General features: G+C 58.7%; 14 protein-coding genes. 4 read left to right on the top strand and 10 right to left on the bottom strand.

The features are described from left to right. Positions 1 to 66: 66 nt before the first annotated feature. Positions 67 to 3534 carry a transcription-repair coupling factor gene (mfd, locus tag DMP06_RS03235; RefSeq protein WP_123208307.1) on the bottom strand — a complete coding sequence of 1156 codons (3468 nt, stop codon included), beginning with the start codon at positions 3532 to 3534 and terminating at the stop codon, positions 67 to 69. Positions 3535 to 3758: 224 nt separating this feature from the next. On the opposite strand from mfd, the gene DMP06_RS03230 reads away from it, so the two are divergent. Further along, entirely contained in the window at positions 3759 to 4052 is a 294-nt protein-coding gene (locus DMP06_RS03230; RefSeq protein WP_123208306.1) for a hypothetical protein, read from the top strand. Positions 4053 to 4233: 181 nt separating this feature from the next. Further along, positions 4234 to 4896, top strand: coding sequence for an endonuclease III (gene nth / locus DMP06_RS03225; protein WP_338056792.1), 663 nt, complete (start codon positions 4234 to 4236; stop codon positions 4894 to 4896). A gap of 12 nt (positions 4897 to 4908) precedes the next feature. Here the strand turns inward: nth and DMP06_RS03220 are convergent, their stop codons facing one another. Next, positions 4909 to 5445 carry a flavoprotein gene (locus DMP06_RS03220; protein ID WP_123208304.1) on the bottom strand — a complete coding sequence of 179 codons (537 nt, stop codon included), beginning with the start codon at positions 5443 to 5445 and terminating at the stop codon, positions 4909 to 4911. A 225-nt stretch (positions 5446 to 5670) separates the two neighbouring features. Here DMP06_RS03220 and DMP06_RS03215 point away from each other — a divergent pair, with 225 nt between their 5' ends. Together DMP06_RS03215 and DMP06_RS03210 are read left to right on the top strand one after the other, a co-directional pair. Then, on the top strand, positions 5671 to 6921 hold the full coding sequence (locus DMP06_RS03215) for a 5-bromo-4-chloroindolyl phosphate hydrolysis family protein (protein ID WP_123208303.1): 1251 nt from the start codon (positions 5671 to 5673) through the stop codon (positions 6919 to 6921). Between the two features lie 141 nt (positions 6922 to 7062). Further along, positions 7063 to 8358 (top strand): toxic anion resistance protein, encoded by a 1296-nt coding sequence (locus tag DMP06_RS03210; RefSeq protein ID WP_245962353.1) that lies wholly within the window; start codon positions 7063 to 7065, stop codon positions 8356 to 8358. A gap of 446 nt (positions 8359 to 8804) precedes the next feature. Here DMP06_RS03210 and DMP06_RS03205 read toward each other — a convergent pair whose 3' ends face one another. From DMP06_RS03205 to DMP06_RS03170, 8 genes are all read right to left on the bottom strand, one after another. Beyond that, positions 8805 to 10127: a purine-cytosine permease family protein gene (locus DMP06_RS03205; protein ID WP_123208301.1), complete on the bottom strand. Its 1323-nt coding sequence runs from the start codon at positions 10125 to 10127 to the stop codon at positions 8805 to 8807. A gap of 321 nt (positions 10128 to 10448) precedes the next feature. Beyond that, positions 10449 to 13724, bottom strand: a complete 3276-nt coding sequence (carB, locus tag DMP06_RS03200; protein ID WP_123208300.1) for a carbamoyl-phosphate synthase large subunit — start codon at positions 13722 to 13724, stop codon at positions 10449 to 10451. Continuing rightward, positions 13717 to 15165 carry a glutamine-hydrolyzing carbamoyl-phosphate synthase small subunit gene (gene carA / locus DMP06_RS03195; RefSeq protein ID WP_123208299.1) on the bottom strand — a complete coding sequence of 483 codons (1449 nt, stop codon included), beginning with the start codon at positions 15163 to 15165 and terminating at the stop codon, positions 13717 to 13719. Before carA ends, carB begins: the two co-directional genes overlap by 8 nt. 308 nt (positions 15166 to 15473) lie before the next feature. Beyond that, positions 15474 to 15842, bottom strand: coding sequence for an AzlD domain-containing protein (locus DMP06_RS03190; protein WP_123208298.1), 369 nt, complete (start codon positions 15840 to 15842; stop codon positions 15474 to 15476). Further along, positions 15814 to 16476, bottom strand: a complete 663-nt coding sequence (locus DMP06_RS03185; protein WP_123208390.1) for an AzlC family ABC transporter permease — start codon at positions 16474 to 16476, stop codon at positions 15814 to 15816. The genes DMP06_RS03190 and DMP06_RS03185 overlap by 29 nt, the downstream gene beginning before the upstream one ends. Before the next feature lie 300 nt (positions 16477 to 16776). Beyond that, positions 16777 to 18030 (bottom strand): MFS transporter, encoded by a 1254-nt coding sequence (locus DMP06_RS03180; protein WP_220092532.1) that lies wholly within the window; start codon positions 18028 to 18030, stop codon positions 16777 to 16779. 70 nt (positions 18031 to 18100) lie between these two features. Further along, a complete protein-coding gene (gene arcC / locus DMP06_RS03175) occupies positions 18101 to 19051 on the bottom strand; it encodes a carbamate kinase (RefSeq protein WP_181443016.1) in 951 nt (316 codons plus the stop codon). 46 nt (positions 19052 to 19097) lie between these two features. Next, positions 19098 to 20540 carry a Na+/H+ antiporter NhaC family protein gene (locus tag DMP06_RS03170; protein ID WP_123208296.1) on the bottom strand — a complete coding sequence of 481 codons (1443 nt, stop codon included), beginning with the start codon at positions 20538 to 20540 and terminating at the stop codon, positions 19098 to 19100. Positions 20541 to 20585 lie beyond the last annotated feature (45 nt).

Raw genomic sequence — 20585 nt, 5'->3', positions numbered from 1 at the left:
GAGGACGACATCGGTCTGCCGGTTGTCCTCCTGGCTTTGCCGTTTTTGTGGCTCTCGGACACTCAGCTACTCCTTTGCCTCGTCCAGTTGTTTCAAGAATCCCCAGATGGCATCGCTCACGCTGTCATCTTCTTTGAGATTGAAATACTTCAAAGGAAGACTCAGCTTGCGGCTCTGCTGGATATAGCGCCCGCCATAGCGGCGCAGCGGAGTCATCATATCGCGCGGCACCGCAATAGGATCAACGTTGAGCTTGCCCGCCACAACGGTCACGATCTTCACGCCGCGCTCGCTTGCCCAAGCGCGAATGCGAGATTTGATGAACATGTTCTTGCATGCCTGCGGCATATCGCCATGGATGCTCGCCGTCGCTTTCTCTAGGTCGTCCACTACGCCCACCGTCTCCGCGCAGGCGAGCTTGCGATACAAAAGCACACGCTCGTCGGCATCGGGAACATATTCCTCAGGCACATAGGTGTGCGCGGGCAGGTTTACCACAATGTCGGAAAGCGCGGGCGGCAGCACGTCTTCCTGGGCGCCCCTTCCCTCTCGTGCGGCAGCAACAGCCGTCGAGAGCATTTGCGCGAACAGGTCGAAGCCCACTGCACTCATGTTGCCGCTTTGCTCGGCGCCCAAAAGACTGCCCGCGCCGCGAATTTCCAGGTCGCGCATGGCGATACGCATGCCGCTCCCCAAATCCCGATGCTCATTGATGGCCTCAAGGCGCGCAGTGGCTTCTTCGGTCAGACTCACGTGCTCGGGGAACATGAAGTAGGCATACGCCTGTTGGGAGCTGCGGCCCACGCGACCTTTGAGCTGATACATCTGAGCAAGACCCAAACGCTGGGAATCCTCGATAATCAACGTGTTCGTATGGGGGTTATCGATGCCGCTCTCGATGATGGTGGTAGCTACCAGCACATCGATTTTGCCCGCAGCGAAATTCTCCATTACGCGCTCGAGCTGCTCTTTGCTCATCTGGCCATGCGCAACACCCACGCGCGCCTCATTTGCCGCCTCGCCTACGCGAGCCACGGCCTCTTCGATGGTGCGAACGCGGTTGCTTACGTAATACACCTGACCGCCCCGCTGAAGCTCGCGGCGGATTGCCATAGACACCACGTCGACGTCCCACTCGCCCACGTGCACCTCCACCGGACGGCGGTTGTCGGGCGGCGTGAGGATGAGGCTCATGTCGCGCACGCCCGACAAGCTCATCTGCATGGTGCGCGGGATGGGCGTGGCCGAAAGCGTGAGCACGTCGATCTGCTCGCGCAGGTTCTTCAGCTGTTCTTTGTGCTGCACGCCGAAGCGCTGCTCCTCGTCGATTATGACCAGGCCAAGATCGTGCGGGTTCACATCGCGCGAGAGCAGGCGATGCGTGCCCACGAGCACGTTCACCTTGCCCGACGCAAACCCCTCAAGCGCCACCTTAGTCTCTGCTTCGCTGCGGAAGCGTGAAAGCACTTCCACCACCACCCCGAATGGGTCGAAGCGGTCTTTGAACGTGGTGTAATGCTGCTGCGCGAGGATGGTCGTGGGGCAAAGCACCATGACCTGCTTTGCATCCTGCACGGCTTTGAACGCCGCGCGCAATGCAACCTCGGTCTTCCCAAAACCCACATCGCCGCAGATCAGGCGATCCATCGGCTTAGACGACTGCATATCGGCTTTGACCTCGGCGATCGCGGTCAGCTGGTCGGGCGTCTCCTCATAGGGGAACGACTCTTCCATCTCATGCTGCCACGGCGTATCGGCCGAATAACGAAAACCCTGCACCGCGGCGCGGCGTGTGTACACGTCCACCAGGTCAAACGCAAGCTGTTTAGTAGCTTTACGGGCCTTAGCAAGCGAGCGCGACCAATCGCTCGTGTTCAGGCGCGTGAGACGCGGACTGGAACCCTCGGGCCCCACATAGCGCGTCACTCGGTCGAGCTGCTCTACGGGAACATAGAGCTTATCGCCCTCCGCGTATTCAAGCAGCAGATAATCGCGCATGACGCCCGCGACCTCTTGGCGCACGAGGTCTTTGAAGAATGCCACGCCATGGGCGGCATGGACCACGTAATCGCCCGGCTTGAACGGAAACGTGACCTCGGTTATGTCGATGCGGCGGCGGTTACGGATGCTTGAGTTGCGCCCCTGGGTATCATGGATGGATATAAGGGCGAGTTTTGCCTTGGGGATAATCATGCCGAGCGGAATATCCACGTCTACCACGTTCACCACGCCGGGGCGCAAAAGCGCCTGCTTGCCCGCCATGGAATCAAGCACTTCGGCAATGGGCAGCTGGTTGTCCACGAACAGAAGCTTCATATCCTCGCGAGCACGCACATTGGGAACGCTGAACACTACGGTATAGCGCTGGTCGACCAAGCTGCGAATGCGCGCGATCATCTTGTCAGCATCGCCGGCGATGTCGGTGCGCTTGACGGGCAGCTCGGCATCAAGTACGCCCCCCACGCGCATGATCGATGCGAGCGTGAGGCGCATCCCCTGGCCAAACCCAAGTTTGGAGGATTCGACGTAAAGGCCTTCGGTGGTGATATGGCTTCCCTGCGACCTTTCTACGGCATCGTCGTAAGCATGCGAAGCGTCGTCGATGAGACTGCGCGGCTCGTCGAGAACCGTAAGCACATCGGATCCTGCATAGTCGCCGAGCGTTTCCACTTTGGCATAGAGGTGTGGCAAAAGCGCGTCTGCGCCGGCGAAATCGCCGCCTCCCTGCAGCTTGCCGAAGAGCTCGCGCCATACGGGATCGTTTTCTGCCCTTTTGACGATGGCGCCTTGAGCTCGTTTAACGTTTTTCGAGGTCAAACGGTACTCGCGCACCGGATACACATCGAAGGAATCGAGCGAAGATATGGTTTGACCCGTAGTGGGCACAATGCGGCGAATCTCGTCGACCTCATCTCCAAAGAAGTCGATTCGTATGGGGTAAACCGAGTTGCCTGGAAACACATCTATCGTGCCGCCGCGCGTGCAGAACGTTCCCGGGCCTCCTAGCTCGCCCGCGTTGTCGTAGCCGCGCGCAACGAGAGCGGCCACCGCGCCGTCGAAATCGAGCACCTCGCCCGAGCTGAGGTCGACGCACTCGGACCCCGCCGTCAGACGAAGGGGGGCGAAAACGCGCGCTTCGTGAGGGGGCAGACACCTGATCATGGCCGCGGCGCTCGCAACAACAACCATCGGAGCGCCCGTTTGAAGCGCCCAAGCGGCACGAGCGCGGTTCGACACCTCGCGAGAACGCGGATCCTTGGGGGCAAAAGGATAATCGGTGCGCGCAGGAAAATGAGCCACAGACTCCTCTCCTACGTATGCCGCGACGCTTCGCGCGAAACCCTCCGCAGCCTCCTCGCCCGGAACGGCAACGAGGTAGCAGCCAGGCCGAAGCGTGAAAAGAGCCGCCGTAACAAACGCGCGAGCGGATGACGCCACTCCCAATGCGGCATCGGCTCCAGAATCAAGGCGTGCGGTTATATCGTCGAGCGCGTGCGACGCACGTATGACGGTTGCAAGTGAATCTATAAGCATAAGCGGCCTCCAAGGCACAACGCGCACAAACACCAAAAGCCGCATAAGCGGCGCACCCGATTGTATCAAAGCGCAGCCGGGAGCCGTTGCGCCAGAAACTGCATCATGAAGTCTCCCAAGCTGAACATAGTATAGAACAAATGTTTGTAGATATTGAAAATATCTTGTAATAGAACATGCGTTCGTATATGATGGCGTAAAACAATGCAAGACGGGAGGATCCGATGAATGCGCATGAGAACAAATTTGACACGATGATGGTCCTGTCCGATCTATTCAGCGATGAAGTTGTCAACGGTTGGGCCATTCCTCGCGACAAGGTAGACGAATTCATTTCCGATGTTGGGAACGCTGCACGCAGGTGCGGGGCTGTGCCTTTCGTGCAAATGGATTTCCTCGAATTCGATGACGCCGTAACGTCCCTTATTGGCATGCAGTTTCATGAAAATAGCCACGCAGCCGTGCAAGAGGCCGAAGACATTATCCGTGCCGCAGAACAGGCCCAGACGGCGGCATAGGGCCTTGAAGCCTATGCCGCCGCATGATTGTCGAGGCAATACACCGTTCAATTTCTGCCCTGGATTTCTTTAAGGAAAACAGCGATGCCTGCATCTTATCGAGCGGCAAATTGGCGCTTATTGTACAATTCGCCTCTAGACCACAGTTCGGCGATGGGAGTGCGCAATGCCCCGAGAGAATATGACTCAGAAACGTGAGCGTGCGGCAGAAATCGAGCGTCGTATGTATGAATATTACGGCGAAGGCGAATGCTCGCTCGACCATATGGATCCGTTCACACTCACCGTGGCGGTTGTGCTTTCCGCGCAGTGCACCGATGCCGCCGTTAATAAGATCAGCCCCACCCTGTTCGCTCGATTCGGCACGCCGGAGAAGATGGCGCATGCGAGCATCGAGGAGATTGAGGCCATCATTCATCCGTTGGGTTTCTACCACGCTAAAGCCAGAAACATAAAGGCGCTCGCGCAAACGGTTCTTTCTGAATTCGGCGGCGAGATTCCCAACGATATAGACCTGCTGCAAAAACTGCCAGGCGTCGGTCGCAAGACGGCAAACGTCGTCATGTGCCAGGCGTTTAGGAATCCGCAGGGCATCGCCGTCGACACGCACGTGTTCCGCATCGCCCATCAATTGGGCTTTGCCACCCGCAACGATGATTCGCCCGCCAAAGTAGAAGCCAAGCTTCTCAAAATCTATCCTCAAAGAGATTGGCTCTTCATCAATCACCAGTGGGTCCATTTTGGACGCGAGTTCTGCGTCGCTCGAAGGCCCAAGTGCGCTGAATGCTTTGTCAACGACCTTTGTCCTGCCGGCAAGAAAGCGCTGATGAGAACAGCGGACTAGCGAATATTCAGGTTATTCGAGAACCTTAAGCACGGCGCTCACGATCTCGTCCACGGGCGAAAGCGTGCCGCGTGCCACTTCACCGCTTGCAAGCCTTCCCTCGCCCGGTCCCACAATGGTCATGCCACGGTCTTCGAGCGTTTTGAGGTTCGCTTGCGTCGAAGCGTTCGCGTACATGTTTGCATGCATGGCGGGGCACACCACGACAGGGCATGTGGCAGCCAAAAACGTCGAGGTAACCATGTCGTCGGCTATACCGTGCGCCATCTTGGCAATCACGTTGGCCGTTGCCGGCACCACAACGAACACGTTCGCTTCTTGCGCCAGCACAATATGCTTAATGGTGGCATCAGAGCTGTAATCAAATGTGTCGGTGTACACCTTTTTGCCTGTAAGCGCTTCGAAGGTAAGAGGTGTCACAAACTCGCAAGCGTTCTTCGTCATGATGACGTTTACCTCTACGCCGGTCTTTTGGAGCTGCGAAACCACATCGGCAGCTTTGTAAGCCGCGATTCCACCCGTCACCGCTATCAGAGCTCGCTTTGTCATAACCATCCTCCTCATAATGGAATCAAAACGCATGCGAAAAGTACCCATGCAGCATATCGCAGAACCGTGCATCCTGCAGCGACAACGCATGCGGAAAGAATGCGCAATACCTTTGTCGCAAATCATGCGCGTTGCGGAACTGTAACGTGCTTACGATACAATTGATCATACGCATAGTGCAGAGGGTATCGCCATCCTCATCAAGCGAACGCAAGAGAGGCAGCTATGGCTTCATCGAACAGCATCGGCGACCAATTGAACGACGCCATTCAAAACGCCATTTCATCCAACGATTTCAGCACGCTTCCTTCCACCATAGAACGCTACACCGGCATTGCTGCGGAGAACATTGCCAAAGGACTCGCGCAGGCACAAAGCGGCCTGCAGAGGGCTCAGCAAGAATACACCAAAGAGCGTTTACGCATCCAGCAGCGGCAAACTATGAAAACGCTCTATGCCAGCGCAAACAGCATCAAGGCAGGCGGAGCGATGCTTGCCATCATAGGCTCTCTTTTGGGCATCTCGTTCATTGGCGCTGGAGCGATCCTACTCGCAATGCAGGCTCCCCTGCTCTCCATGCCGTTGCTTATTCCAGGCATCGCGGGAGCTGCGCTCGCAGGGTTTGGCATCAAGCGTTTCAAACTAGCACGCGCATTCGAACAGTATCGTGATGCCATTGCGCTGCGCACCTTCTGCACCATTGACGAGCTTGCCGCACGCACGTCGAGCAGGCCATCGTCCGTCGTTCGCAATCTCAAGGCAATGGTGCGCAAAGGCCTGTTCAAACAGGCGGCGCTTGACGACGACGAAACCATGATCATCATGACGCATGAGGCGTATCAGCAATACAGGCAGGCTCAGGCAGAGGCGCAACGCCGTCACGCACGACAGGCGGCATCCCAGAGCGCCAGAAGCGTGAACGCCAACCAGCAAGAGCTTACACCGGAAATCAAAAGCCTTCTGTCCCGCGGGGAGACTTATATCGCCCAGATACGAGCGAGTAACGATGCCATCCCAGGGCCTGAGATATCTCAGAAAATCGACCAAATAGAGCAAACGGTGCGCACCATTTTCCAGCGTGCAGCGGAACAGCCCGAAGTGGCGGATGATCTTGACAGGCTCATGGATTACTACCTACCCACCACGGTGAAACTATTAGACGCGTATCGCGATTTCGACTCGCAGCCCGTACAGAGCCAAAATGTCGTGAAGTCCAAGCAGGAAATTGAGGCCGCACTCGACACCCTCAATATTGCATTCCAGAACCTTCTCGATTCCATTTTCCGCGACATGGCTTGGGATGTCTCTTCGGACATTACCGTTTTGCACGCCGTGCTCGCCCAAGAAGGACTTGTTGACGGCCCCCTCTCCGCGCACTCTCAGCCGGAGCAGCCCGGATCTCAATCTGGTGCGCAGCCAGAGCTGCATCTTTACCCGCAGCAACCGGGACAGCCCCAGCGACCAGGCCAGTCGTGACGGGTTCGGTAGCTGCAAGGCGGCCCGGCTAGCGTGGGCGCTGCGCTAGATAGCCACAAAGCGCAACAGCAAGGTTTTCCAGTCGACATAATTAGCCATAAACGTCGTCCGCTTCAAGCCAAGACAAATAAGGAGGCCTCCATGGACAACGCCATGAACGTCAACCCCCAATCCCCATCGACACCTCTCAACTCTCCTGCCCCGGCAGCACCGAACGCCCCCGCAGCCAACGGCACTCCTGATGCGACGCCTATCTCAACGCACACTCAGGCTTCGACCCCTGTCACTGCTCCTGCGCCCACGCTTACGCTTAACCCCGCAATGTCCAGCCCATCTGTAGCCACGACAGCCGTGCAGGCAGTCCAGGCGTCTATTGCGGAGCAGTCTGCCAACGCCCAGCTTGACGACAGCATGCTCACCGACGATGAGAAGCGCATGGTGGAGAGCTTCTCGCAGCAGATTGATGTGCGCGATTCCGCGCTCATATTGCAGTATGGCGCCGGTGCGCAAAAGAAAATGGCGGATTTTAGCGAATCTGCTCTCGAAAACGTGCGCACGCAGGACCTGGGCGAAGTTGGAAACCTGATCAGCGGCGTGGTCACCGAGCTGCGTTCCTTCGACGCCACAGAAGAAAAGGGCCTTTTCGGCTTTTTCAAGAAAGGCGCCAACAAGCTGGAATCTCTCCGTGCGAAATACGACAAGGCCGAGCAGAATGTGGACAAGATTGTCAAAGCGCTTCAAGGCCATCAGCTCAAGCTCATGAAAGATGCCGCCACCCTGGATCAAATGTATGAGCTTAATCTGGTGTATTTCAAAGAGCTCACCATGTATATCCTTGCAGGAAAAAAGAAGCTTGCAGAGGTGCGTTCTACCGAGCTCAAAGAGCTCGTTGAACGCGCTAACGCAACAGGACGCGCGGAAGACGCGCAGGCTGCGCAGGACCTTGATGCTATGTGCACGCGCTTTGAGAAAAAGCTGAGCGACCTGGATCTTACCCGCACCATCGCGATGCAAACGGCACCGCAGATTCGCCTGGTGCAGAACAACGAGGTGACTATGGTGGAGAAGATTCAAACCACCATAGTCAATACCATCCCTCTCTGGAAAAGCCAGATGGTGCTTGCTTTGGGCATTGCCAATTCGGCTGAGGCAGTACGCGCCCAGAACGCTGTGACGAATATGACGAACGAGCTTCTAAAGAAGAACGCCGAGATGCTCCACTCCTCCACCGTCGAGGTTGCTCGCGAATCGGAGCGCGGCATTGTAGATATCGAGACGCTCAAGAACACCAACGAAACGTTGATCAAGACATTCGATGAGGTGCTGCAGATCCAACGCGAAGGCAGGCAGAAACGTGCCGAGGCCGAAGTGGAGATGCGTCGCATGGAGGCCGAGCTCAAGCAAAAGATGCTTGAGATTCCTCGCATCGACAATTAGAAGACGGTTGAAGTCCGGCGTCTCATCCTGTAATAGCGTATTGAGAAATCGGGTCAAAAAATTTTCGGTTTTATACCGTTATATTGAATTCAAGGCCATGGAAAACGCCTTTATTCTGGCGTAAAAGCCCATCAAGGGCCGAAATGTGAGCAAGGGAAAGCAACAGGAACTATCGAACGGTAGAAAATCGAAATTATTTGATCGATTTTGATGATTGTCATGTATTGACGCACCCCTGCCGACGCCCGTTGCTCCGTCGCTATGATAGTTGCTGCGGCTATGACGTAGATCATCAATGGGGTCAAAAAAAGCGAAAAGGCGAGGCAGTATTGGCCTCGCCTTTAATTTCACATTGCTAACAGAAACATTCCAATAGTACAGCGCACCACATAGGCGGCATCAGCAAGCTAAAAACCACATGAAAGATTCTGTCGAGCAGTTCGGCGTTACAGCACCTGATCGGTTTCGGGGAACTTGACAACATCCACCTTTTTGGCGGCACCGTAGGCCTTCATGGCGATGTAGTACACCACGCCGGCAAATACGAGGGAGTTCAGACCCGGAATGCCGATGGAGTAGATGCTGCTCACCTCGCCCACGACGAAGGCCAGAATCCACACCACGATAGTGATGGGATTCCATTTTTCCACGCGCTTGGGAAGCGTGCCGTCATTGCGCGTTTCCTCCAATTCGGCGCGATTGCGACGCAGCAGGTAGTAATCGATGACCATGATGCCGGCTACAGGAGGAATGGCAACGCCGAGAAGCGTCAGGAAGCTCTGGAAGTAATTGATGACGCCCACCATCGAGAGAACGGTGCCGACGATGCCCAGGCCCCAAATCATCGCAGCGCGATTCACTTTCACGTTGAACAGCGCGTTGATCATGGTGGCGATGCCCAGGCCGGAGGAATACAGGTTGATGTCGTTCAGCTTGACCGTGGAAGCAACGACGATGATGACGCCCAACACGCCGGAAGTCGCCATCATGATGTCGGTGACGTTCTGCGTGCCGGTGGCATGGCACAGGATAACGGCGAGGAGGTTCATACCCAGCTCGCCCACGAAGGTACCGACCAGGGTCATCCAAAAGACCTGCTTACCGTCCTTGAGATAGCGAGAATAGTCGGGCGTGCAGATGGCGCCGGCGATGAAGCCGCCTGCGACGATGGTCACGGCAGCACCGAAGCCCAGCTCAGGACCAGGATGCGGGGAGTTCAGGAACTCGATGAGAGAGTGATCCTGAAGAACGATGACCGCCGACACGATGACCGCAAGAATGAACAACGGCACAAAGATGGATGCGAAGCGAGCGATCCAGCGAATGCCCGCGGCAACCAGCAGCGTGATGCCCAGGCCGGTGATCAACGCCCAGATGGGATAGTTGAGCACGCCGGTGATGTCGAACATGCCTTCAGCGAACACGCAGTTCTGAACGCCGAACCAACCCACCATAGAAATGGCAACAACGCCGCCCAGGATCGCGGAGCCATTTTTGCCTAGACCCGCCCAACGAGACAGGAGACTCGTGGAAAGACCCTCGCGCGCAGCCGCAGTACCCAGCGCCCAGCTAAGCACCTGGAGGATGACAGAACCGAGCATGGTGGCCCAGAACGCCCCCCAGAACGACATGCCGTAGCCAAGCGTGGCGCCCAGAACCAACTGGGACACGCAGCAGATGGCGCCAATACGCACCATGAGAATCTGCCAGAACGGCTCTTTAGCTCCTTCGGGGATGCGCGATAGCGAATAATCGTTATCGTTAGTCATGATAGCCCGCCTTTCTATTGTGCTGTCAGAGCCGCATTTCGTCGAAGCAAACGACGCGCATGTGCCTCGGCGAAATACGGTATGTTTTCAGTATACTCTAACGCACTAAAGTGATATTGCCGGAATGTTAAATCCAAGTCATACGTCGCGTCGTCCTCGGCGCGAACGGTTGCCATCCCAAGGCGAACGGCGGCATCAGATGTAAACGTAATACATGGAACCGCTCGCCAACGAGCGATCAAACAAAGAGCCGCGTCATCCTCGGCCAACGGCTTGCGATGACGCGGCTCTTCAACAGGCTGACAAAACGAGCCAGTAAGGCTATTTCACATCATACTGCGGAAGGTCCTGCAACGCGATTACATCGAGTCCTTCGGGGTTGTCGGCCAAAGCCTCAAGCGCAGCCACGAACGCGCTTGCCGCCGAAAGCGCCGTCACGCTCGTCACGCCATGCTTCACGGCTTCCGTGCGCAGGTAGTAGCCGTCGCTGCGGGTTTCCTGCCCGTAAGGCGTGTTGATCATCAGCACGATCTCGCCGGCGGAAATCATGTCGCCGATATTGGGAGAAGGCTCGCTGATCTTGCGTACCACCTCGCATTTCACGTTGCCGCCGCGCAGGCACTTTGCCGTGCCCTCGGTGGACACGATCTCAAAGCCCAGACGCTGCAGCGCGCGTGCAAACGGCAGAATATGACGTTTGTCGCGGTCGCACACCGAGATGAAAACCTTGCCCTTAGTGGGCAGCTCATAGCTGATAGCCAGCTGCGTCTTGGCGTACGCTTCGGGGTACGTGGGCGCAATGCCCATCACCTCGCCGGTGGATTTCATCTCGGGTCCCAGCACGACGTTGGCGCCCGGGAAACGGCCCCACGGCATAACGGCTTCTTTCATGCAGAAGTAATCCATCTCACGCTCATCGGAGGGCAGCCCAAGGCTCTCGATGGAGCGACCGCTCATCACAAGCGCGGCGCATTTGGCCAGCGGCACACCCGTGGCCTTAGACACGAACGGCACCGTGCGGCTCGCACGCGGGTTGGCTTCGATCACGTAGATAGTCTCGCCCTTAATGGCGTACTGCACATTGATAAGGCCCTGTACGCCGAGACGCAGCGCCAGGCGACGCGTGATGGAGCGCAGCTCATCCACCAATCTGTCCGAGAACGAGAACGGAGGGATGCAGGTGGCCGAGTCGCCCGAATGAATGCCGGCCGCCTCGATATGCTCGAGCACGCCGCCCACATACACTTGCTCGCCATCGCACAGGGCGTCAACGTCGCATTCGATGGCGCCTTCCAGGAAGCTGTCCAGATACACCGGATGGTCGGGCGAGATACGCGCAGCCTCGGCCATGTAATCCTTGAGCGAGGCCTGGTCGTAGGCGATCACCATGCCGCGGCCGCCCAGCACGTAGCTCGGACGCACCAGGAGCGGGAAGCCGATGCGGTCGGCGACCTCGCACGCCTCCTCGAAGCTTTCCGCCGTAGCCGAAGCCGGATAGGTGATTTCCAGCTCGTCCAAGATAGCAGAGAAGCGCTCGCGGTCTTCGGCCAGGTCAATGGCCTCGGGGCTTGTACCCATCACGTTCACGCCGGATTCCTTGAGAGCGCGCGCCAGCTTAAGCGGAGTCTGGCCGCCCAGCGTGACCACCACGCCGTCCGGTCGCTCAACATCCACGATATCCATCACATCTTCGTACGTCAGCGGCTCGAAATACAGGCGGTCGGAGGTGTCGTAGTCGGTGGATACGGTCTCGGGGTTGCAGTTCACCATGATGGTCTCATACCCCGCCTCGGACAGCGCATAGCTCGCGTGCACGCAGCAGTAGTCGAACTCGATGCCCTGGCCGATGCGGTTGGGGCCCGCGCCCAGAATCATGGCTTTGGGCTTGTCGACGGGCGGAATCTCGTTGTCGGCCACGCGCGCAAGCGTCTCGCCGCTTGCGCGATAGGGCTCCTCATAGGTCTTATAGTGATACTCGGTAAGCCCGCGGAACTCAGCTGCGCATGTGTCCACCGTCTTGAACGTGGGCACAACGCCCAGACCCTTGCGGTAGGCGCGCACAACGGCCTCCTGCGTGCCCACAAGATGAGCGATCTGCGCATCGGAAAGACCGTATTGCTTGGCAAGACGCATGGCCGGCGCATCGAGCTCCTCTAGATGCCGGCCGCGCAGCCCACACTCAACCGCCACCATGTCGGCGATGCGGCTCAAAAACCACGGATCGATCTTGGACGACTCGTGCACCTGCTCAACGCTCCAACCGCGGCGGAAAGCCTCGGCCACGAAGAAGATGCGGTCTTCGGTGGGACGCGCCACGCTTTCCGCGAATTCGTCTTCCGTCATGCCGTCGAAATCGTCCTGGCCGTCAGCGCCCAGGCCCGCGCGGCCATTCTCCATGGAGCGCATCGCCTTGCCGAACGCCTCTTCGAAGGTGCGGCCGATGCTCATAATCTCGCCAACGGCCTTCATGCGTGTAGAAAGCGTGGTGTCGGTGCCTTTGAACTTCTCGAAGGCGAAACGCGGCACCTTGACCACGCAATAGTCGATGGAAGGCTCGAAGCAGGCGGGCGTGACGCGCGTGATGTCGTTCACAATCTCGTCGAGCGTGTAGCCAACGGCCAAGCGCGCCGCCGCCTTGGCGATCGGGAAACCCGTCGCTTTAGACGCGAGAGCGGAAGAGCGGCTCACGCGCGGGTTCATCTCGATGACGATCAAGCGGCCGTTTTCCGGATTGAGCGCGAACTGGACGTTGGAGCCGCCCGTTTCCACGCCGATCTTCTCGAGAATGGCAAGCGATGCGATGCGCATGCGCTGGTATTCAACGTCGGAGAGCGTCTGCGCAGGCGCGACGGTGATGGAATCTCCCGTATGCACGCCCATGGGGTCCAGGTTCTCGATGGAGCACACGATGATGCCGTTGCCGGCCCGATCGCGCATGACTTCCATCTCGTACTCTTTCCAGCCGATGATGCTCTCCTCCACCAGCACCTCGCCGGCGGGAGAAAGCTCCAGGCCCTGCGCCACTATCTCGCGAAGACCCGCCTCGTCATAGGCGATGCCGCCGCCCGCACCGCCGAGCGTGAAGCTCGGGCGCAACACGCAGGGATAGCCCACCTTGGCCGCGAGAGCCACGGCGTCTTCCACGGAATAGGCGTAGCCGCTGCGTGCGCATTCCAGGCCGATCTCCTCCATGGCCTCGGCAAAGAGCTTGCGATCCTCGCCGCGTTCGATAGCGGCGAGGTCGCACCCGATCATCTCGACGCCATATTTGGCGAGAACGCCTGATTTCGCGAGGTCGACGGCTGTGTTGAGTCCGGTTTGACCGCCCAGGGTAGGCAAAAGCGCATCGGGACGTTCCTTGGCGATCACGCGTTCCACGAACTCGGGAGTGATAGGCTCCACGTAAGTCCGGTCGGCAAGCTGCGGATCGGTCATGATGGTGGCGGGGTTGGAATTCACCAACACCACCTCGAAGCCATCCTCTTTGAGAACCTTGCAGGCCTGCGCACCCGAGTAGTCGAATTCGCATGCCTGGCCAATGACGATGGGGCCGCTTCCGATAACAAGGATGCGCTTGATGTCGGTACGCTTAGGCATTGTGGGCCTCCTTCTCCTCAGAGCCAAAGACCCAACCCGCCAGGCGGTCCTTCGAGATATCGATGTTCAAATAGTCCTCTTCCCCATCCATCAGGCGCATGAAGGCGGTAAACAAATAATGCGCGTCGGTTGGCCCGGGGCTTGCCTCGGGATGGTACTGAACGCTGAACGCCTTCGCATCGAGGAGCTGGATGCCTTCGCAGGTGCCGTCGTTGAGGTTCACGTGGGTGAGACGAATGCGGCCGAAGCGCTTGTTGCGCACCACCGGCGCGATGCGGCGCTCGCTCCAGAAGCGCAAGTCGCCCGAAACGGGATGCTTGGACACGCCGCCCGATTCCTCGGAAATTAGCTCGCCCAAGCTTGGGAACACCAGGTTGAAGCCGTGGTTTTGCGCCGTGACCTCAACGCGACCGCTGAGAAGGTTCATCACCGGCTGGTTGCCGCCGCGATGGCCGTACTTCAGTTTTTCAATGGAGCCGCCGCAGGCGAGGCTGATCATCTGATGACCGAGGCAAATGCCGAACACGGGAACCTTACCCAGCAGCTTTTTCACCTGGGAATAAGTCGCATCTACCGCATCGGGGTCGCCGGGGCCGTTTGAAAGAAACACGCCGTCGGGCTGAAGCTTGAGCACTTCGGATGCGGGCGTGTTCCACGGCACCAGCGTAGGCGCGCACCCGGCATTGACCAGCCCGTCAAGAATTCCGCGCTTGATGCCGCAATCGTAGACGACCACGTTGCGGCGGGCCGGAGCAGGCTCCTGCACGGCAAACGCACGGCTCTTCATGGAGCGGCCGTAGGAGTAGGAATACGCCTCCTTGCAGCTCACCGTTTGCACCAGGTTCGTACCCACGAGTTCAGGCGCCTCAGCGAGTTTCGCCGCCAGCGACTTCTCATCAAGGTCGATGGTGGAGAGGATGCCTTTCTGAGAGCCGTTGTCGCGTAGATGGCGGACTAGGGCGCGGGTGTCTATGCCCTCGATCGCTACGATGTTGCGTTCTTCGAGGTATTCGGGGAGCGACATTTCGGAACGCCAGTTAGAGGGCGTCTCGCACATATCATGCACGACAAGGCCGCGCAGGGCCGGGCTCAGATTGCCGCAATACATCTGGGGATACTGCGGAGCCATCTGGGTGTCAGCGACGTTTACGCCATAGTTGCCGATCTGGGGATACGTCATGGTGACGATCTGGCCGGCATACGAAGGATCGGTGATGACCTCGAAGTAGCCTTCGAGCGAGGTGTTGAAGCACACCTCCCCCGTTACCTCACCGCTCGCCCCGCAGGCGCGTCCGTAAAACACGGTTCCGTCTGCGAGCATTAAAATAGCCGCACTCCGAGCCTTTTTGCTCGTGGCGGCTATCAATTGCTGTGCTAATGATTTCGGCTGCGCGTGCGACGCAGCCTGGCACGTTGTGCCGATGCTGGATGATGTGCTCATGCGCTTGTCTCCTTTTCGGTCTCTCGGTACCGGATTAAAGGCATTCCGCGCTACCCCGCACTCGCCAAGGCGCACCCGAGCACGCTCGCGCAAGCCCCATTTGGCACGCAAGCGATCGGGTTTGCTCTTCGACTGCTGGATAATGTCGAGGAATGTACAAACAACCCGTTTTTTGCACTTGGGGCAGTATACGACTCAATGCATGAACTCTGCAGAGAAATTCGTATTCGGCGCATAATTTCACGTAAATAGTTTTCAAGATGGAAATATATGCATTTTCTTCGCATGCGTCCGAAAGGCGAGCCAAACTACGCCATTGCAGGTAGATACGTAAGAACCGCCAGCGCGCCGACGCCAACAACGATGCACCAGGCCATTGATTTGGTTTTCGCGCCGACCACCACGACACAGGCAGCCGCAATCAAAGGCGCAAGCCAACTCCATACATCGCCGCTCGTCACCTTGGACGGGTCGAACAAATCGTTGGCAACAAGCGCGGCAAAAGCCGCAGGCGGAATGAAATTAAGGGCACGCACCACCGTCTCGGGCAGCTGCTTGCCCTTGAGGAGGAACACCGGAAGCACGCGGCACGCCAGCATGGTGAGCGCGACCGCAACGAACACGATGAGGAAATCGCCGATCGACACGCTAATCACCCACCTTGATGGACGAGTCATCGCTCTCGCCTGTTTTCAGGCTGAACAGGAGCGCGCATCCTACGCCGGCAAGCGCGCCGATGAGAATGGCCGGCCCCGAAAGACCCACGCACTTGCACACGATGACGCCCAAAATTGCCCCAACCACCGCGATGGCATTGGCCTTTGAAACCTTTTGCATGCATAGAAGGCAGATGAACAGCGATGTCATGGCAAAGGAGGCAAGCGCCGTAGGAAGAGATACGGCGGCCCCTATGAGCGCGCCTGCGATATTGGCGAGCGTCCACGCGCTTTGCGAAAACAGATTCACCCAAAGGGCCGATTTGACGCTCCAGCCACCGTTTATGAAGCGCGCCAGGTTCACTCCGAAGCTTTCGTCGGTCACCGTTGCGCCGAACAGAAACGCCAGACGCTTAGACACGCGGCCGCAGAATTGCGAAAGAGACGCGCCATAGAGCATCTGGCGCGTATTGATGAGCGTGACGCTTAGAATGATGGCCGAAAGCGGATTGTTGGCGAGATACATGTTGGGGATCATGTATTGACCTGCGCCCGAATAGAAGAGAATGCACATGAGGGCGCACATCCACCACTCCATGCCGGCAGCGGAGCACAGGATGCCGCACGGCAGGCCGAGCACGACGTAGCCCGCCATGATAGGAAGCGCGGCTTTGAACGAATCGCGGACGGGTAGCGTGGCAATCGCCGAATCGCCGTCGCATCCGCAGGCGCCAGACGCCGCATGCTCCTCCGAGGTCAGAATATGTTCATTCTTGTTTTGATGCATAGCAGGCGAGATTATACGGCATCCGAAGCCCATCGGCGCAAGAAAGTGAAGGTTTCGAACCCACCAGGCATCGCTTGAATGCCGAGCACAATAAGGCCGGGTTTGCGCTTGAGGCAAACCCGGCCAACCCTGATGCGGCGTTAAGCCGCGCGTGATGGAATATGCCCTCTACTCGGTTCTCGGAAGCTTTTTGGAGTTGCGCGCCGCGATGATGACGCACAGGCCGATGATCACGTCGCAGCCGATGCAGAACAGCCATACTGGCCCGTATCCGCCGGTTGCCTGATAAATGCCCGTCAGGATGGGGACGCCCATGCAACCCAGCGCATAGCCGATTGCCGGTACCAGCGAATAGATCTTCGCGTAGTCTTTGTTGCCGAACAGAAACGCCGTGAGCATGGCGACGCCCGTTCCGTAGCAGGCATACATCGTGTCGTTGAGGCCGGCTCCGAGGAAGGCGAAGGCCGGAATGGTGGCGCCCACCGTGAGGCACACGAATGAGAGTATGGTCACGCCGCACCACAGCAGCACGCCCTTATCGGCCCCGAACTTGTCGCACGTGATTCCGATGAGCGGATTCCAAAGGATATCGCAGATCATGGCGACGGAAACCATGAGCCCGCCCATGCCTGCGCCATAGCCCACCGACTCGGCGAAGCTGGTGAACAGCTGGTTGGTCACGGTGGTCATGGTGATGAGCGTCATGGCCACCAACAGCAGAATGAAGGCGGGAGATTTCACGGCATCGCGGAACGACACGCCGTCGGTGGGGTCTTCCACGTGAATGCTTTCGGTCTTCTGCTCGTATCCATACGGAAGCAGGCCGATGACTTCAGGCTTCAGGCGAACGATGAACAGCGATGCACCGCACATGAGAATGGCGCTCGTCACGCCCAGCACCACATACCCCGTGCGCCAGCCGGACGTGGCGATGACGTTGGTGATGATGGGGCTCATGATGGCGTTCGCAAGGCTGCCGAAGCCCCATGCCATGCCGATGGCGAAGCCGTCTTTCTTGGCGAACCAGTTCTCCAGCACGATGGCCACGCCGATAGACGTGTTGAATCCCATGCACAGGCCGATGATCGCGCCGGAAACGTACCACATGAACAGGTCGCCGTACAAAGACATGGCGACGGCGGCAGCCGCTTCGATGGCGCAGATGATGGTCATGTGCACAGGGATGTTCATCTTGGGAACCAGGCGTCCCGCAATGGGGAAGCTGATGGCCTGCCCGATGCACACAAGCGTCATGTAGAATCCGAGGGAGGATTCGGAGACGCCCAGGTCGGTGCTCACAGGAACATAGAAATTACCCGCGACGATGGTCAGAAATCCGATGGAGCCAGACACCCACATGCCGCAACCAAGCACCACGAGCCAGGGATAGATCTTTTGCTTGAACGATTGGTTTTGATTCATGGTCAATCACCCATCTTGAATACGGGGCGTCCAACGCAACGTCGGGCGCCCGCCCCGCTTTCGCGTCCGCCTAGCAGTGATAGGTGAACACAGTGCCCGTTTTGCCGGCCAAGGCCTCTTTCGCCTTGGACAGGCTGGTGATGATGGCCCTCTTGCTGGGATATGCGCGCACGAACTTCATGCAGGCTTCCACCTTCGGCAACATGCTGCCGCTTCCGAACTGGCCCTCTTCGCAGTATTTCGCGGCTTCCTCGAGCGAAAGATGGTCGAGGTCTTTCTGCTCGGGCGTACCGAAATTAATGGCGACTTTCTCGACTTCGGTAAGGATGAGGAGGACGTCGGCGTCAACGTTCTCGGCAAGAAGCTCGGCACCGAAATCCTTGTCGATGACCGCGGCAGCCCCTTCAAGGGTGCCGTCGGGTCGCTCGATCACGGGAATGCCGCCGCCACCAGCGCATACGACGACAACCTTGTCCCACAGAAGCTTCACGGCCTCGATCTCGACGATCTTGGTGGGCTTGGGAGAAGCCACCACACGCCTCCAGCCGCCGCGTGCCTTGTCCTCGCGCATCTCGTACCCGCGAGTCTCCTCGAGCTCTTTCGCCTCGGCTTCGTCGTAGAAGGGGCCGATCGGCTTAGTGGGATTGCTGAAAGACGGATCCTTGTCGTCAACGATGGTTTGGGTGACGATCGTGCATACGGGATAATCCAGACCGCGCTTTGCAAGCTCGTGCTTGAGCGCCTGCTGCACGTGATACCCGATATAGCCTTCGCTCATGGCGCCGCACACTTCAAGCGGCATAGGGGGCACGACGTCTTTGGCGGTTTCGCTCGAGAGAAGAATCCTTCCCACCTGCGGGCCATTGCCATGGACGATGGCCATCTCATAGCCCTCGGCGGAAAGATCCGCCAAAATGGAACAGGTTTCCTTCACGACGGCGAGCTGAGACTCGGCGGTTCCGTCGCTTTCTTTGGACTGCAGGGCGTTGCCGCCCAGAGCGACCACGATTTTCTCGCTCATGGGATGTCCTTTCATATTCAGTTAAGAATTGGGGGTCTTTGATGCCCTATTCGGCTTTCACGGTCTCGCCCTTGGCGCCGCGCGGGTGGTCGATGACGTACTTCGGCGCCCAGCCGAGCCTCTTGCCCAGCAGCAGCGACAGGACGATGACGGCTATCGGGTACAGGTAGCAGAAGATCGCGTAGGGCAGGTAGTCCAGGCACGCCACGCCCAGGATGGTCACCATGTAGATGGAGCAGGTGTTCCAGGGCACGAGCACCGAGGTGATGCCGGCGCTGGAGTTGACGATGTTGCTCCACACCTCGCCGGGCGAGTCGTGCTCCTCGAACGCGCCGCCGTACATCTTGCACGACATGGCGATGGCCGGGTACTGGTCGGGCATGAGCACGTTGAACACGACGCCCGTGCCCACGCAGGTGGCCGCCAGCGCCCCGAAGCTCTTGAGCTTGGAGGTGATGGGGTCGATTAGCGAGTGCATGAGGCCGGTGCTCTGCATGACGCCGACGTACGCCATGACCAGGATGACGATCGAGATGGTGGGCAGCATCTCCTCGATGCCGCCGGTGGAGAACAGGGTGTCGAGGACCTCGTACCCGGTGGTGCTCACGACGCCCGTGTTGGCGGCCTCGATGGCCACGCCCAGGTCCGCCCCCTGGAGGAACACTGCCTCGATGACGGCGAGCAGGACGCCGAGGAGGAACGACGGGATCGCGGGGACCTGCATGACGATGCAGGCGATCATGACCACGAGCGGGATGAGGGTCAGAGGCCCGATGGCGTAGGACTCGTCGAGGGCGGCCAGCAGATCGCTTACCTGCGCGGCGCCGGCCTCGGTCATGCCGCCGCTCACCATGTTGCCCAGGAAAAGGTAGATGCCCACGCTCGCCAGGCACACGGCGGCAACCACGGGGAGGAATCTCTTGCACATGTTGAACACGCCCACCTTGGCGACGGCGGCGCACAGCACCGGCCCGTCGGTGAGGGGCGAGGCGATCTCGCTCACGTAGGCGCCCGCGATGATGGCGCCCGCCGCCATCCCCAGGGGGATGTTGAGCGCGGCGGCGATGCCTATGAAGGCGATGCCGATGGTGCCGGCGGCGCCCCAGGAGCCGAGCACGATGCCCACCAGCAGCGTGCCGAGGAACGCCACCGCGAGGAAGAGCTCGGGGCTGATGACGCTGAGGCCGTAGTAGATGAGCGTCGGCACGGTGCCGGACAGGATCCACGTGCCCACGAGCATGCCGATGCACATGAGGATGAGGACGGCCTCCATGGCGTCGAGGATCCCCTTCATCATCCCGTCGAGGACCTCTTCCCAGGAGTTGCCCAGGTAGAGCGCGATGCCCGCCGCGGCGGCGCAGCCGATGACCATGGGGATCTGCGGCTCGGTGCCGAGCCCCACCACGCATCCGAACATGGCTACGGCGAGCAGCCCGAACGCCAGGATGCCGTGGCGGAATTTCACTTCCTTCTTCGTATTCTCAGTCACGGTTGAACCTTTCAAGCATGAGGGGCCGCCGCGTCAAGGGCGGCC

Origin of the sequence: Slackia equolifaciens (assembly GCF_003725995.1) — a bacterium.
Lineage (GTDB): Bacteria > Actinomycetota > Coriobacteriia > Coriobacteriales > Eggerthellaceae > Slackia > Slackia equolifaciens.
This window is presented reverse-complemented; position numbering and strand designations above follow the sequence as displayed.